General features: G+C 39.9%; 17 protein-coding genes. 9 read left to right on the forward strand and 8 right to left on the reverse strand.

Going from position 1 to position 14365, the window contains the following annotated elements:
* Positions 1 to 44 precede the first annotated feature (44 nt).
* The 5 genes from lptB to CIK00_RS08745 are packed head-to-tail and all read right to left on the reverse strand — an operon-like array spanning position 45 to position 3834.
* The gene (gene lptB / locus CIK00_RS08725; RefSeq protein WP_101768507.1) at positions 45 to 770 is read right to left on the reverse strand and encodes an LPS export ABC transporter ATP-binding protein; all 726 of its coding nucleotides are present in this window, start codon (positions 768 to 770) and stop codon (positions 45 to 47) included.
* Between the two features lie 9 nt (positions 771 to 779).
* Positions 780 to 1286: a lipopolysaccharide transport periplasmic protein LptA gene (gene lptA, locus CIK00_RS08730; RefSeq protein ID WP_101768508.1), complete on the reverse strand. Its 507-nt coding sequence runs from the start codon at positions 1284 to 1286 to the stop codon at positions 780 to 782.
* Positions 1267 to 1830, reverse strand: a complete 564-nt coding sequence (lptC, locus tag CIK00_RS08735; RefSeq protein ID WP_101768509.1) for an LPS export ABC transporter periplasmic protein LptC — start codon at positions 1828 to 1830, stop codon at positions 1267 to 1269. The genes lptA and lptC overlap by 20 nt, the downstream gene beginning before the upstream one ends.
* A gap of 57 nt (positions 1831 to 1887) precedes the next feature.
* On the reverse strand, positions 1888 to 2859 hold the full coding sequence (locus CIK00_RS08740) for a KpsF/GutQ family sugar-phosphate isomerase (RefSeq protein WP_101768510.1): 972 nt from the start codon (positions 2857 to 2859) through the stop codon (positions 1888 to 1890).
* A 15-nt stretch (positions 2860 to 2874) separates the two neighbouring features.
* Positions 2875 to 3834: a calcium/sodium antiporter gene (locus CIK00_RS08745; protein WP_101768511.1), complete on the reverse strand. Its 960-nt coding sequence runs from the start codon at positions 3832 to 3834 to the stop codon at positions 2875 to 2877.
* Positions 3835 to 4359: 525 nt separating this feature from the next.
* Here CIK00_RS08745 and mlaF point away from each other — a divergent pair.
* Genes mlaF through murA form a run of 7 tightly spaced genes read left to right on the forward strand, consistent with a single transcriptional unit; the run spans position 4360 to position 9042 of the window.
* The gene (gene mlaF / locus CIK00_RS08750) at positions 4360 to 5160 is read left to right on the forward strand and encodes a phospholipid ABC transporter ATP-binding protein MlaF (RefSeq protein WP_101768512.1); all 801 of its coding nucleotides are present in this window, start codon (positions 4360 to 4362) and stop codon (positions 5158 to 5160) included.
* Between the two features lie 60 nt (positions 5161 to 5220).
* Entirely contained in the window at positions 5221 to 6003 is a 783-nt protein-coding gene (gene mlaE, locus CIK00_RS08755) for a lipid asymmetry maintenance ABC transporter permease subunit MlaE (RefSeq protein WP_101768513.1), read from the forward strand.
* Positions 6004 to 6056: 53 nt separating this feature from the next.
* Positions 6057 to 6533, forward strand: a complete 477-nt coding sequence (mlaD, locus tag CIK00_RS08760; protein WP_101768514.1) for an outer membrane lipid asymmetry maintenance protein MlaD — start codon at positions 6057 to 6059, stop codon at positions 6531 to 6533.
* 14 nt (positions 6534 to 6547) lie between these two features.
* Positions 6548 to 7183 (forward strand): phospholipid-binding protein MlaC, encoded by a 636-nt coding sequence (gene mlaC / locus CIK00_RS08765; RefSeq protein WP_101768515.1) that lies wholly within the window; start codon positions 6548 to 6550, stop codon positions 7181 to 7183.
* A 2-nt stretch (positions 7184 to 7185) separates the two neighbouring features.
* Positions 7186 to 7497, forward strand: coding sequence for an STAS domain-containing protein (locus CIK00_RS08770; RefSeq protein WP_101768516.1), 312 nt, complete (start codon positions 7186 to 7188; stop codon positions 7495 to 7497).
* 19 nt (positions 7498 to 7516) lie between these two features.
* Entirely contained in the window at positions 7517 to 7771 is a 255-nt protein-coding gene (gene ibaG / locus CIK00_RS08775; RefSeq protein WP_101768517.1) for a BolA family iron metabolism protein IbaG, read from the forward strand.
* An 11-nt stretch (positions 7772 to 7782) separates the two neighbouring features.
* The gene (murA, locus tag CIK00_RS08780) at positions 7783 to 9042 is read left to right on the forward strand and encodes a UDP-N-acetylglucosamine 1-carboxyvinyltransferase (RefSeq protein WP_101768578.1); all 1260 of its coding nucleotides are present in this window, start codon (positions 7783 to 7785) and stop codon (positions 9040 to 9042) included.
* 124 nt (positions 9043 to 9166) lie between these two features.
* Here the strand turns inward: murA and degS are convergent, their stop codons facing one another.
* The 3 genes from degS to zapG form a co-directional block, all read right to left on the reverse strand.
* Positions 9167 to 10243 carry an outer membrane-stress sensor serine endopeptidase DegS gene (gene degS / locus CIK00_RS08785; RefSeq protein ID WP_101768518.1) on the reverse strand — a complete coding sequence of 359 codons (1077 nt, stop codon included), beginning with the start codon at positions 10241 to 10243 and terminating at the stop codon, positions 9167 to 9169.
* A 138-nt stretch (positions 10244 to 10381) separates the two neighbouring features.
* Positions 10382 to 11752: a Do family serine endopeptidase gene (locus tag CIK00_RS08790; protein WP_101768519.1), complete on the reverse strand. Its 1371-nt coding sequence runs from the start codon at positions 11750 to 11752 to the stop codon at positions 10382 to 10384.
* Between the two features lie 104 nt (positions 11753 to 11856).
* A complete protein-coding gene (gene zapG / locus CIK00_RS08795; RefSeq protein ID WP_101768579.1) occupies positions 11857 to 12312 on the reverse strand; it encodes a Z-ring associated protein ZapG in 456 nt (151 codons plus the stop codon).
* A gap of 194 nt (positions 12313 to 12506) precedes the next feature.
* Between zapG and zapE the strand changes: the two genes are divergently transcribed.
* Both zapE and rplM read left to right on the forward strand, forming a co-directional pair.
* Positions 12507 to 13634, forward strand: a complete 1128-nt coding sequence (zapE, locus tag CIK00_RS08800; RefSeq protein ID WP_101768580.1) for a cell division protein ZapE — start codon at positions 12507 to 12509, stop codon at positions 13632 to 13634.
* Between the two features lie 301 nt (positions 13635 to 13935).
* A complete protein-coding gene (rplM, locus tag CIK00_RS08805; RefSeq protein WP_045030122.1) occupies positions 13936 to 14364 on the forward strand; it encodes a 50S ribosomal protein L13 in 429 nt (142 codons plus the stop codon).
* Position 14365 lies beyond the last annotated feature (1 nt).

The following is a 14365-nucleotide window of genomic DNA, read 5'->3' on the forward strand; positions in this document are numbered from 1 at the left end:
TGTTATTATTGTTATTATCTGCAATCAATAGCTAATGGTGAGGGCTAGAGACGGAACTGATCACCAAGATAAACCCGCTTAACATGTTCATGATTAAGTACATGCTCTGGGGTTCCATTCGCGATCAGATGGCCTTGGCTTACAATATAAGCATGCTCACAGACATCCAGTGTTTCACGGACGTTATGGTCAGTAATTAATACCCCTAACCCACGATCTCGTAAATGTTTAATGATTTTTTTGATATCGATAACTGAAATGGGATCGACACCTGCAAACGGTTCATCCAGTAAAATAAACTTAGGATTCGCTGCTAATGCGCGAGCAATTTCAACTCGACGTCGCTCACCACCAGATAATGCTTGTCCTAAGCTATCGCGAATGTGTTGAATATTAAATTCATCTAACAATTCTTCTGCTTTGTTTTGACGTGCATCTTTGGTTAGTTCTTTACGGGTTTCTAACACTGCCATTAGGTTGTCATAAACCGTTAGACGACGGAAAATTGATGCTTCTTGTGGTAAATAGCCGATACCCATTCGTGAACGGTTATGCATCGGTTGGAGGCTAATATCTTCACCATCAATGGTGATCGTACCTTCATCGCGACTAACCAAGCCAACGATCATGTAAAAGGAGGTAGTTTTCCCTGCACCGTTAGGACCAAGTAAACCAACAATTTTCCCTGATTCTACCTCAAGGCTGACATCGGAAACGACTTTGCGTCCGTTGTAACTTTTTGCAAGGTGTTCAGCTTTTAGAATAGCCATAAATAATGTTTATTTCTTATTATTGTTTAATTGACTTGGTAGTATCACGGTGGTGACACGTTCTTTTTTACCGCTTTCTGCGACTAGACGTTGATTGGGAATATTGTAGGTGATGATATTACCTTTAATATTGCTACCATCTTGATTTAGCTCGGCTTTACCTGTCATTTTTAGGTGTTCAGTGGCGGTTTCATAACGCATTTTAAGTGCTTCACCATCAAGGGGTTTACCGTTATCCATTATTTGATGGAATGTAGCCGGTTGTCCATATGCCATGATAGTTTGTTGTTGAGATTTAGCATTTTCTCGAGTGATAACAACTTTATTAGCGCGAATATCAATCGTACCTTGACGTAACTTAACATTACCGATAAACGTGACAATATTATTTGGCATATCAACTTGTTGACTGTCTGAGTCAATATAAATGGGTTGTTTAGTGTCACTTTTCATTGCCCATGTTGGTGCACTGATACACAACAAGCATAGTAGAGTACTAATTTTTAGTCGGTTCATATCTACCTTTTACATTTTTTAGAAGAGTTGCCACGTTACGATCCATATTACCTTTCATGCCATCGCCTTGATTTTGGAATACTGGGCCATTGATAGTGACATGATCATTGGTACTAAAGTCTTTATTGACTAAGTTTAAACGTAAATTATCTGTTTTAATAACCTGAATATCGGAATCAGGTAATAGATTGAAAATACGCACATTACCTTGTAAGTGTAAGATTTTATCTTGTTCTAGTTTGGCATTATTAGCACTGATTCGCCATTCAGCATCTTGCCCTTGCCTAAAAATCCATAATACCGGTTGGGTGAATGTTGTCTCACCACTAACATTGAAGTGTTCAAGATGTTCAGCATCAATTTGATATTGACGGATTCCCTTCAAATCAAAGCTGGTATTACTGACTTTACTACCAATAAACATTGGTTTTTCGTCATTAGGTTTTACTTGAACATCTTGTTGCCAATATTGTTCAAGTAGATAATAGCCGAGCCATGCACATATAATCATTAATAGTACATAGAATAGCTTTTTAAAAGTCATAGACTTAAGCCTTTATTTTCTTTGGTGTTACCGATGATTTTCAGAGATATAGTAGCGCTATAGAACACCGGCTTTAAGCAAATCGTGCATATTTAGCGCTCCAACTAATTGGTTGTCTTCCGTTACCAATAAGCCATTAATTTTGTTATCTTCCATTAATTTTAGCCCTTCTGCGGCTAAAAGTTGTGGTGAAATCGTTCGTGGGTTACTCGACATCACTTCGCCAATACGAGTGTTGTGAATATCAATATGATTATCCAGTAAACGGCGTAAATCACCGTCGGTAAAAATACCACGTAATTGTTGGTTGTGATCAACAATTGCCGTCATTCCTAAGCCTTTGTGTGATATTTCTAATAGGGCGTCTTTGATGCTTGCGTGTTCTTCTATCACCGGCAGTAACTCGCCACTGTGCATAACATCTGCAATGCGAAGTAATAATTTACGACCCAAGGCACCACCTGGATGAGAAAGCGCAAAATCGTCAGCAGTAAAACCGCGAGCTTCCATTACTGAAATAGCAACAGCATCACCCATAACAAGAGTAGCGGTTGTACTTGAGGTGGGAGCTAGATTTAATGGGCAGGCTTCTTTATCTACCGTGACTTGAAGATTAACTTGCGCCATTTTTGCCATGCTGGATTCAGGCTTGCCTGTCATGCTGATCATCGCAATACCGAGTCGTTTAATAACGGGCAGTAATGCGAGTATTTCAACTGCTTCACCTGAGTTAGAAATGGCAATCACGACATCACTTTTTTTGATCATGCCTAAGTCACCATGGCTGGCTTCACCTGGATGAACAAAGAATGCAGGGGTTCCTGTGCTGGCCAATGTTGCGGCTATTTTTCGCCCAATATGACCTGATTTCCCCATACCCATTACAATCACTTTACCTTGGCAGTGTAAGATTAACTCACACGCAAGGGTAAAGCTGTTATCAATATAATCACGGATTTTTTCAAGTGCTTGTAATTCAGTATTGAGTACTTTTTTACCATGGCTGCAAAAATCAAATTGACCAGACATTAGAGAATGCTCCTGTTATGCGGCGATATTAAGAAATAAAAATGCTTGATAAGCAATAAAGCAAATCACTAATATTCCACCTTCAATACGATTAATGAGGCGGCGTTTACCGAGTGCCATTACCAGTAATAAAATTGAAATAGCCAACATAACATAAAAATCACGGCTCATAGCCAACGGGCTTAATGCTGATGGATTCAGTAATCCAGGGATGCCCATTACCGCTAAAATATTAAAAATATTAGAGCCAATAATATTACCAACGGCCATATCATCTTCGCCTTTAAAAACGCTGGCTATTGAGGCTGCAAGTTCAGGCAAGCTGGTACCGACAGCAATGATTGTTAAACCAATCACTAAGTCACTCATACCGTAATATTTAGCGATAGTAACTGCTGACCCCACCACCATATCTGAAGAGTATAATAGAAGACCTAGGCCGATAAATACCCAGATAATCGCTTTGGTATTACTGACGCCCGCGGGAATGTCTGCTTGTTGTTCTTCTACTAATGGATCGCTCTTACTGTCGCGGCTAATTTTTAGCATAGCGATTAAGAAAATACCAAACAGTACTGCGAGAATAATACCCTCGTGACGGCTTAAATAATTATCCCACAGAACCACCCCAGCAATAACTGTGACGCCCAGCATAATCGGTAATTCACGTCGAATAATGGTTGAGCTAATGCATAATGGTTTTATTATCGCTGTAATACCAAGAATTAACGCGATATTAGCAATGTTTGAACCTAGTACATTACCGACGGCGGTATCAGTTTTATCTGCCAGCGCTGCGGTGGCTGAAACCATCATTTCTGGTGCAGAAGATCCCATTGCCAAAATAGTCATACCAATAACCAGTGGTGCAACACCAAAGTTTTTTGCTAATGCTGCGGCACCATATACCAATCTATCTGCACTCCAAACCAGTAAAGCTAATCCGATACAGAGCAACACAATGGCTTCTAGCATTTTAATTCCTTTTCAGTATGACTCGCTAAAAAAGCGGTTTTTAGTCAATTGATAAAATATTTCCAATTTGAGTTGTCAATTTTGACGTTAACTCATGCAAAAGGGAAGCATAAGCCAATACTAATTATTATCTTAAGGTTGTTTTAGGCGCTCTGATGGATTAACTAGTGCTGAACTTGAACCGATAAAGGTTAGAAATCAGCCGTTGACTATTTACACTATTAAAACAATGTTTTATTTTAAGTGACTTATAATAAGTTTGATTTGTTTTAGAATGGAATAAAGCGGTTAGGATAAATTTTATGGTAAATGTGTTATTTTTTAATAAAAACCTACCGTTAAAGTATGATAATTCTGCGCTTTGGTTGAGTTAGCGTTTAATTCCTCCTATCATCGTCGATCTGTTTTTATAATGTCGATTAATTATTTTTAAGTTATTTATTAAAAGTGGCATGAAACGCTATTGTGTCAAATAACATCAATATTCATCGCTTACGCAAGCTAGCGAGAGGTGCCGTAAACATAATGTTCAATGACGATGTACTGATTTCGATTAAAAACATGAGTTTCTCCCGTAGTGAACGGCTTATTTTTGATAATATTAGCCTTGATATTCCACGCGGAAAAATCACCGCTATTATGGGGCCATCAGGGATCGGAAAAACGACCTTATTACGCTTGATTGGCGGTCAGATTGCGCCAGATAATGGTGAGGTGTGGTTTGATCAATGGAATATACCCACATTGCGCCGCAGTGAACTTTACCAAGCGCGTAAACGTATGAGTATGTTATTTCAATCTGGGGCATTATTTACCGATATGACCGTGTTTGATAATGTTGCTTTCCCACTGCGAGAACACACTCAGCTACCTGAAGATTTACTGCGAACATTAGTACTCTTGAAATTAGAAGCGGTCGGTTTGCGGGGAGCTGCACAATTGATGCCCAATGAATTGTCAGGCGGTATGGCCCGTCGAGCAGCATTGGCGCGCGCGATTGCCCTTGATCCTGATTTAATGATGTATGATGAACCGTTTGTTGGCCAAGATCCGATTACAATGGGGGTATTGGTTAAGTTAATCCGCGATCTTAATCAAGCTTTAAATATTACCTCTGTCATCGTATCTCACGATGTGCCTGAAGTGATGAGTATTGCCGATCATGTCTATATTCTTTCTGGTGCTAAGATTATTGGTAGCGGTACTCCTGATCAATTACGTGCCGATACTAACCCTCAAGTACGCCAATTTTTAGATGGTGATGCTGATGGTCCTGTTCCTTTTCAATTTCCAGCACAACCATTACATGATGATTTGTTTGGTTAATTTGTAGCCCTGAACGCTGTTATGGCATTAGTGTATGACAATAGAAAATATGAGCAAAAAATGATAATTGATGCTATTTCCCGATTGGGACGAGCGACCATTGAAAAGTGTCAAGCATGCGGTCGTGCAAGCTTGATGTTATATGGGGCGTTAGTGTGTAAGCCACAACCGATAAAAATGTTGCCATTATTGATCAAACAACTGTATTCAGTTGGGGTGCTATCAATGGCGATTATTTTAGTATCGGGATTATTTATTGGTATGGTGTTAAGCCTCCAAGGTTATTTGGTCCTCGCAGGTTATGGTGCAGAAACCAGCCTTGGACAAATGGTGGCATTATCTTTATTACGTGAATTAGGACCAGTAGTAACGGCCCTATTATTTGCAGGTCGTGCAGGCTCTGCGTTAACGGCAGAAATTGGGTTAATGAAAACCACCGAACAATTATCCAGTATGGAAATGATGGCCGTCGATCCACTACGTCGTGTGATTGCACCGCGTTTTTGGGCGGGTGTTATTTCAATGCCATTGTTAGCACTAATGTTCTCTTTAATTGGACTTTGGGGCGCACAATTAGTCGGTGTTGATTGGAAAGGCATTGATTACGGCAGTTTCTGGTCTGTGATGCAATCATCAGTTGATTTTAGTACTGACATTGGTAATAGCATTATCAAGTCGGTCGTATTTGCTATCGTGATTACATGGATTGCAGTCTTTAATGGTTATGATGCCGTACCAACCTCCGAAGGCATTAGTCGGGCAACAACTCGTACGGTGGTTAATTCATCATTGGCGGTACTCGGGCTTGATTTTGTGTTAACAGCATTAATGTTTGGAAGCTAAACATTCACTTAGCCGCATGCATACGACGGCATAAATTACATGGATAAAAGATAATGCAACAAAATAAACGATTAGAATTGTGGGTTGGTGTGTTTATGCTCGCCGGCATTAGTGCCTTATTAGTGTTAGCGTTTAAAGTCGCTAACATACAAAGTTTTGGTAGTACTGAAACTTATACCCTGAAAGCGCATTTTGATAATATTGGCGGCCTAAAAGTACGATCACCTGTTAAGGTCGGTGGTGTTACTGTTGGTGAAGTAACCTCGATTACCTTAGATAAACAGACGTATGTTCCTATTGTTACCCTAGATGTTAATAAAAAGTTTGGTTATTTCCCTGAAACCAGTTCAGCCTCTATTTTGACTTCAGGTCTATTAGGTGAACAATACTTAGGTATTAGCCCTGGATTTATTGATACTGATACTGAGATGTTACATAACGGTGATTTAATTGAAGACACTAAATCTGCGTTAGTATTAGAAGATATGATTGGTCAAGTGCTGTATAGCCTTGGCGGTGATAAGAAATAATGAGGATAGTTACTATGAAATTTGTACGAGGTTTAATGCTATGTTTATTAGCTATACCAATGTTAGCCCAAGCGGCAACAGTTGATCAAACCAACCCTTATAAAATGATGAATACAGTATCTGCGCATTTATTTGGTACTTTAAAAGCAGAACAAACAAAAATTAAAGCGAATCCAGAACAATTACGGGTGATCGTGAAGCAAGAATTATTGCCGTATATTAATACCCGTTATGCAGCTTACAAAGTTTTAGGATCTAATTTACGTAATACAACAGCTGAGCAACGTGATGCATTTACGGCGGCTTTCACTGATTATTTAGTGGCATCATATGCTCAAGTATTGACGCAATATACCGATCAGAAAATTGAATTAGAATCACCTAAGCCAGTTCCAGCTGATCGCAGTATTATTTCGGTTCGGGTTGATATTGTTGGCCCGCAACGTCCACCCATTCGTCTTGATTTTAAATTACGCTTGAATAAAAAAACCAAAGAATGGCAGGGATTTGACATGGTTGCAGAAGGTGTCAGTATGCTTTCAACGAAGCAAAGTGAGTGGAGTGGTCAACTTCGCACTAAAGGCATTGATGCTGTAACACAAAGTTTACGTGATTTAGCAGCAAAACCGATTCAAATTGAGAATAATTAATCATGGCTGCGAATGAGATTTGTTGGCTGGTGGTTGCTGAAGGGCAATACCGCTTGTCAGGGTCGTTAGATCGTGACACAGTGCCTGCTTTTTGGCGCCAAAGAAGCGAATGGATGCCACATAATAAGCAGCTTGTACTCGATCTTGTTGACTTGTCTCGAGTAGACTCTTCTGGCATGGTGATGTTACTGCATTTGTGCCAGCATCTTGAGCAAGCAGGGAGTCGCGTTATGTTGCACAATGTACCTCAACAGCTTAAGACGCTGTTTCGCTTAAGCCATATCGAACCAATGTTAGCAGCTTGCATGGAGTAAGCTGTAGAGAGGATAGCTTGTGGAAATCTCTGAGATTAAACAAATTCTAGAAACGGCTTTAGACGTTGATGAAATCATCGTTAAAGGTGAAGGTAGCCACTACCAAGTGATCGCGGTGGGTACACTATTTGACGGTATGAGCCGTGTCAAAAAACAACAAACAATTTATGGTCCGCTAATGGATCGTATTGCAGCAAACGACATTCACGCGTTAAGTATTAAAACATATACGCCTGAAGAGTGGGCGCGTGATAAAAAATTAATGTCGTTATAGAGAGCTAAATGATGCAAAAGTTTCGTATTCAGGGCAGTGGCCCACTAAGCGGTGAAGTGTCTATTTCTGGCGCTAAAAATGCAGCATTACCAATTTTATTTGCCGCATTACTTGCTGATGGTCCGGTAGAAATTGCCAATGTTCCTCAGTTACGTGATATTGATACTACGATGGAATTACTGTCACGTTTAGGTGTAATAGTTTCTCGTAATGGTTCATCTGTTCATATTGACGCAAGTAACGTTAATGAATTTTGTGCGCCTTATGATCTCGTAAAAACCATGCGCGCGTCTATTTGGGCATTAGGTCCATTAGTGGCGCGTTTTGGTCAAGGCCAAGTATCATTACCTGGCGGTTGTGCTATTGGTGCACGTCCTGTTGATTTACACATTGTTGGTCTTGAACAGCTTGGTGCAACGATTACGTTAGATGAAGGTTATGTCAAAGCCTCGGTCGATGGTCGTCTTAAAGGCGCTCATATAGTGATGGATAAAGTGAGTGTTGGCGCTACAGTTACCATTATGTCTGCGGCAACATTAGCAGAAGGTACAACGGTAATTGAAAATGCGGCCCGTGAGCCAGAGATTGAAGATACCGCGGCATTCTTAAATGCAATTGGTGCCAAAATTACTGGTGCAGGCACTGCAACTATCACTATTGAAGGTGTTGATCGTCTTGCTGGTGGTTGCCATGAAGTGGTTGCAGACCGAATTGAGACAGGTACTTTCTTAGTTGCTGCTGCTGTTTCTGGTGGCAAAATTGTTTGTCGCAATACTAAGCCTGAATTACTTGAAGCCGTATTAGCGAAGCTAGAAGAAGCGGGTGCATTGGTTGAAACGGGTTCTGATTGGATCTGCCTAGACATGACTGATCGTGAGCTGAAGGCTGTTAATATTCGTACTGCTCCGCATCCAGGTTTCCCAACGGACATGCAAGCGCAATTCTCGCTATTAAACTTAGTCGCGAAAGGCACAGGTATTATTACTGAAACGATTTTTGAAAACCGTTTTATGCATATTCCTGAATTGATTCGTATGGGGGCTCATGCTGAAATTGAAGGTAATACTGTGATTTGTGGTGATACCGATGGTTTGAGTGGCGCGCAAGTAATGGCGACTGATTTACGTGCTTCTGCAAGTCTTGTGATTGCTGGCAGTATTGCGAAAGGTGAAACCATTGTTGATCGTATTTACCATATCGATCGCGGTTATGAGTTTATTGAGCAAAAATTCAGTGCGCTAGGTATGAATATCGAACGTATTACTGAATAAGCTATAACAATTTAGATTGATAATAAAAAGCCTCGTAATTATACCTTTTTTGTTTAAAGGAAATACGAGGCTTTTTTGTTGCTGTTTTTTATTTTTTACTGTTATTCATGACTGCTATCGCCATCTATTTAGGCGGATTAGTTTCTGGCGGTCTATTGGCAACAGTGACGGGAATCATCATCGGTTTGCCATTACGTAAAATCTTCACCTCAATGTGAGTACCTGGGCGAATATCAGTAACGATATCACGCACGCTCTGAACATTGGTGACTTCTTTACCCGCTATTTCAACCACAATATCATTTTTCTCAAACCCAGCTTTGGATGCGGGACCACTAGGATCCATGCCATCAACAATGATGCCATTAACTTTTGCTACATCATAAAGTCGTGCCATTAGTGGGTTTATTTCACGACCTTGAATGCCAATCCAACCACGAATAACGCGTCCGTCTGCAATTAATTTCTGCATGATCTTAATTGTGAGCTGATAAGGGATCGCAAACGAAATACCATAGGTTTCAATGTCTGTCGCTTGTTGAAAAGAGGCGGTGTTAATGCCGACTAATTCCCCTTTAGTATTCACTAGCGCTCCGCCTGAATTGCCTTTATTTATCGCCGCATCAGTTTGGAGAAAATCTTGAGGGCCATAGAAACTCATACCAGATCGTCCAGTCGCTGAGATAATCCCAAAAGTAGTCGTTTGACCAAGATTATATGGATTGCCGATTGCCAGTACTACATCACCAACCGCAGCTTTATATTCAGGGTTCACAGGAATCATGGGTAGGTTATCAGCATTGATCTTTAGCACGGCTAGATCTGTTAGTTGATCTAGACCAATTAATTGTGCATTGAGCACTCGTCCATCTTGAAGTGCGACAATGATTTGATCCGCATGGGCGACGACATGATAGTTAGTCACAATATAACCCTTGTCACTCATAATAACACCGGATCCCAGCCCTTGAGTGCGTAGCTCACGTTCTTCGTCACTATTATTATCATAACGACGGTTATAAATATTAACCACGGCAGGGGAAGCACGACGAACAGCGTAATTAAATGAAAGCGGGGTTGAGTTGCTATCTGTTAATAATAAAGACTCTGGCGTCGTCGGACGTAAATCAGGGACGGCAATCAGTATAATAATGGCTGTGATAAGGCCGAGGATAATAGAACGACCAAAAAATGCCAGCATTAACAGTCCTTATAAAATGAGTAAGAAAAAGGTGCTAACAGAATAGCACCCCCTCTAAAGTGAAACCAACTATTGCGCTGACTGCTATTGTTGAATTTATTCTACAATCAGAGATTAGTGAGTATTAATTAAATAAAATTAACGAGTAATAAGATAGAGCACATTATTACCTCGTTGAATTTCTAATGCGATGATTTTCGGTGGGTGAGTTAATGCTTTACGTAGTTGAGCTAGGTTATTAATCACAGTTCGATTAAGACCAATAACAATATCACCTTTAAGTAATCCCGCTTGTGCAGCTAGCGAGTCTTTAGTCAATTGAATAACTTCAACGCCATGCGCTTTACCATTAAGCGTTGCATTCGTAAATTGAACTCCGGTTAAGCTTGAATGAAGATCATCTGCGTTAATACTGTTATCTTTGCTTGCACTAAGAGTGACGGTAAATTGTTGTAATTTACCATTACGCATTGCTTGTAGGGTTAAGGTTTTTCCTGCTCCTAATGTTGCAACTTTTGCCCGTAACTCACTGAATGAACGGATAGGATTACCATTAATGGCGGTAATAATATCACCTGCTTTTAAGCCCGCTTTTTGAGCGGCTGAATTTGGCATGACTTGATTTACAAACGCACCTTTATTGGTGTCATAACCAAATGTTTGCGCTAATTCAGCGGTAAGTTCACGTCCTTGTACGCCTAATGTTCCTCGTTGGACGTGGCCAAATTTGATGATCTGCGCAGTAAGGTTACTAACCATATTTGATGGGATCGCAAATCCAATTCCGACATTGCCTCTATCTGGTGCCAGTATTGCAGTATTAATACCAATGAGTTCACCATGAAGATTAATTAGCGCACCGCCAGAGTTACCACTATTAATCGCCGCATCGGTTTGAATGAAATTTTCTATATTTTCAAGGTTTAAACCACTGCGCCCTAAGGCTGATACAATTCCAGAAGTGACCGTTTGTCCAAGACCAAAGGGATTACCAATGGCAACGGAAAAATCACCTACGCGTAATTTATCGGAGTTGGCTAATTGAATTGCAGTTAATTTTTGTGGGGTATTAATTTGTAATAAGGCGATATCTGATGATTTATCACTACCAATCAATTTAGCGATAACTTCATGGCCATCATAAAGTTGAATTGTGATTTTATCAGCGTTATTGATAACATGCTGATTTGTAACTATATAGCCTTTTTTTGCGTCAATAATAACGCCAGAACCTAAACCTCGAAACGGCCGTTCTTGCATTTGCTCGGTTGGAAAATCAGGACCAAAGAAAAAACGATAAGCGTCAGGAAGTTGTTGCTTTGAAACTTGCTTGCCTTCAATGGCGATACTGACAACCGCTGGCATGACTTGCTCAAGCATAGGTGCAAGGCTAGGCATCGATTGATTATTTACTGTAATCGGTAATGCAGCATTTGCAATAAAGGGGGTCATCAGTGTACTAACTGTTAACGCTAATACACTAATAACAAAAAGGTTTTTTTTACGCATACTTTAACTCCGAGTTAACAAGTTAAAGTATGACTTGTTAACCGGAATTAAGTTCCCATGATCATACTTTTCTTGTTAAGCATGTGCGGTGTAGTGAGTTAATACTAACTTGCTTTTGCTTCTGCCACTGGAATTTCATTCTCTCGAATGGCGGTGGGTTTATCACTAAAGAGTCCCGTTGCGCCATTGGCATAATCTCGTGGTTGATGATCCATTACTTCATCTTCAATGGGCTCATTGTTTTCTACAGGTTCTAAGGTCGCAATTCGTTGTGCAAATGGGTTGTCTTGAGTCGGTAAATTAGGCATAAGCTCTGCTGAGGTCTTTGCCATATGTTCATAAAGTTTACTGTAATCTTTAGAGACGTTGTCCAGTAATTCAGCACTGCGAGCAAAGTGATCAACAAGTTCTTGTCGATACTGCTCTAGTTCATATTTTGATTTATCAAGATCTTTTTTAAGTGATGTTTGTTGTTTTTGATTCTTATTGGTTAAGCGACTGATGATGTAACCAACGCAGATCCCTACAATAAAAATAGCCGTTGCAATAATCCAACTCATAGCCATGATAACTCCTTGTGATTTTAGTGTTAATACGTATTTTTTTAGTCAAGATGCTGTTTATTAGTATGTAATAACATTATTACTATACCTTGAGCTGGTTGTGCATGATACTTATTCAATCATATATTGTGACAATTGATGCTCTGATTTTATGGTAATAAGATGAAAAGGAATAACATCAAATGAAGACGCTGACACCGCTAAATAAATATCATGAAGATTTGCAACATCTTGATTTTTTTGCAGACTCAGCGCAAGCCCAAGCCGTGGCTCATTTAGATAATTTATACCATAGGTTAATTATACCCGTTAAGCCATTACCGCTGACAGAATGGCAACGATGGTGCTCAGCAACCAAAATGTTATTACGAATGTCTGATGACAAAGCAGATATCGTGCCAGTAAAAGGATTGTATTTTTGGGGCGGTGTTGGGCGAGGGAAAACTTATTTGGTGGATACCTTTTATGATTGTTTACCAACCCAACGAAAAATGCGGATTCATTTTCATCGTTTTATGTATCGAATCCACCAACAGTTGCAACAACTTGAAGGGATTGAAAATCCGTTAGAACATGTAGCAGATAATTTTAAACAACAAACTGATATTATTTGTTTTGATGAATTTTATGTTAGTGACATTACTGATGCGATGATTCTGGCAACCTTGCTTGATGCACTGTTTAAACGGGGTATCACATTAGTTGCAACATCTAATATTGCCCCTGAAGAGTTGTATCGAAATGGTTTGCAACGTGCACGGTTCTTACCTGCCATCGCGCTTATTGAACAACATTGCCTAGTGGTTAATGTTGATGCGGGTATTGACTACCGGCTACGGTCGTTGGCACAAGCTGAAATTTACTATTCGCCATTAGGGCAACCAGCCAATGACTATTTAGCCTATTATTTTGAATTGTTGAGTGCGGAACCTCGTTATAGCATTAAAGATATTATTATTAATCAACGAGCAATTACGGCTCAACGTGAAGCGAATGGCATTGTACAATTTAGTTTTCAGCAATTATGCCAAACCGCACGTAGTCAAAATGATTATATAGAGATTGCACAGTTATATCATACGGTGTTGATCGCGGATGTGATGGTGATGGAAGAACAACATCAAGATGCTGCTCGGCGCTTTATTGCCATGGTTGATGAATTTTATGAGCGTAATGTTACCGTGATCATATCTGCTGAAGTGCCATTAACTGAACTTTATATCGAAGGTCGATTATTGTTTGAATTTGAGCGCTGTTGTTCACGCTTAATTGAAATGCAAAGTGAGCAATATTTAGCAAGATCACATTTAGTGGATTAATTGTGGCAGGCAAGCAAGCAAGGTTATTGATGTTATTCGTGTAAATAGCACACTTTAAAGTGTGATTTATTGGCCTAATTAGCAATTAATGGGTGCTAATATGAAAAAAAACCATTTTTTTTGGGAAATAAGGTGATTTTTTCCGCACCCTTCTCTATAATCTTGCGACCCACCGTACCTGTATGGCGAAAGCCAGGAGTACCACCCACTCGAAGGGGTGATGACTGGGCTCTTAACAGAGGAATCATCATTCGATGGTTCTAGTAAGTGAAACTATCTTAAATAATGGGTATTAATTAGCATGAAAACTTTCGTTGCTAAACCAGAAACTGTAAAACGTGACTGGTATGTTGTTGACGCTGAAGGTAAAACTCTAGGTCGTCTTTCAACTGAAATCGCTTCTCGTCTACGTGGCAAGCATAAGCCGGAGTATACTCCACACGTTGACACTGGTGACTACATTGTAGTTATCAATGCTGAGAAAGTAGCAGTAACTGGTAAGAAGCGTACAGATAAAATGTACCATCACCACACTGGCTTCATCGGCGGCCTTAAGTCAATCAGCTTTGATAAGCTAATTGCTAAGAAACCAGAAATGGTTATTGAAACTGCTGTTAAAGGCATGCTTCCAAAAGGTCCTCTAGGCCGTGCTATGTTCCGTAAGCTTAAAGTTTATGCGGGTACTGAGCACAACCATGCTGCACAACAGCCTAAAGTACTAGACATCTAAT

Origin of the sequence: Photobacterium carnosum (assembly GCF_002849605.1) — a bacterium.
In the GTDB taxonomy this organism is placed as follows: domain Bacteria; phylum Pseudomonadota; class Gammaproteobacteria; order Enterobacterales; family Vibrionaceae; genus Photobacterium; species Photobacterium carnosum.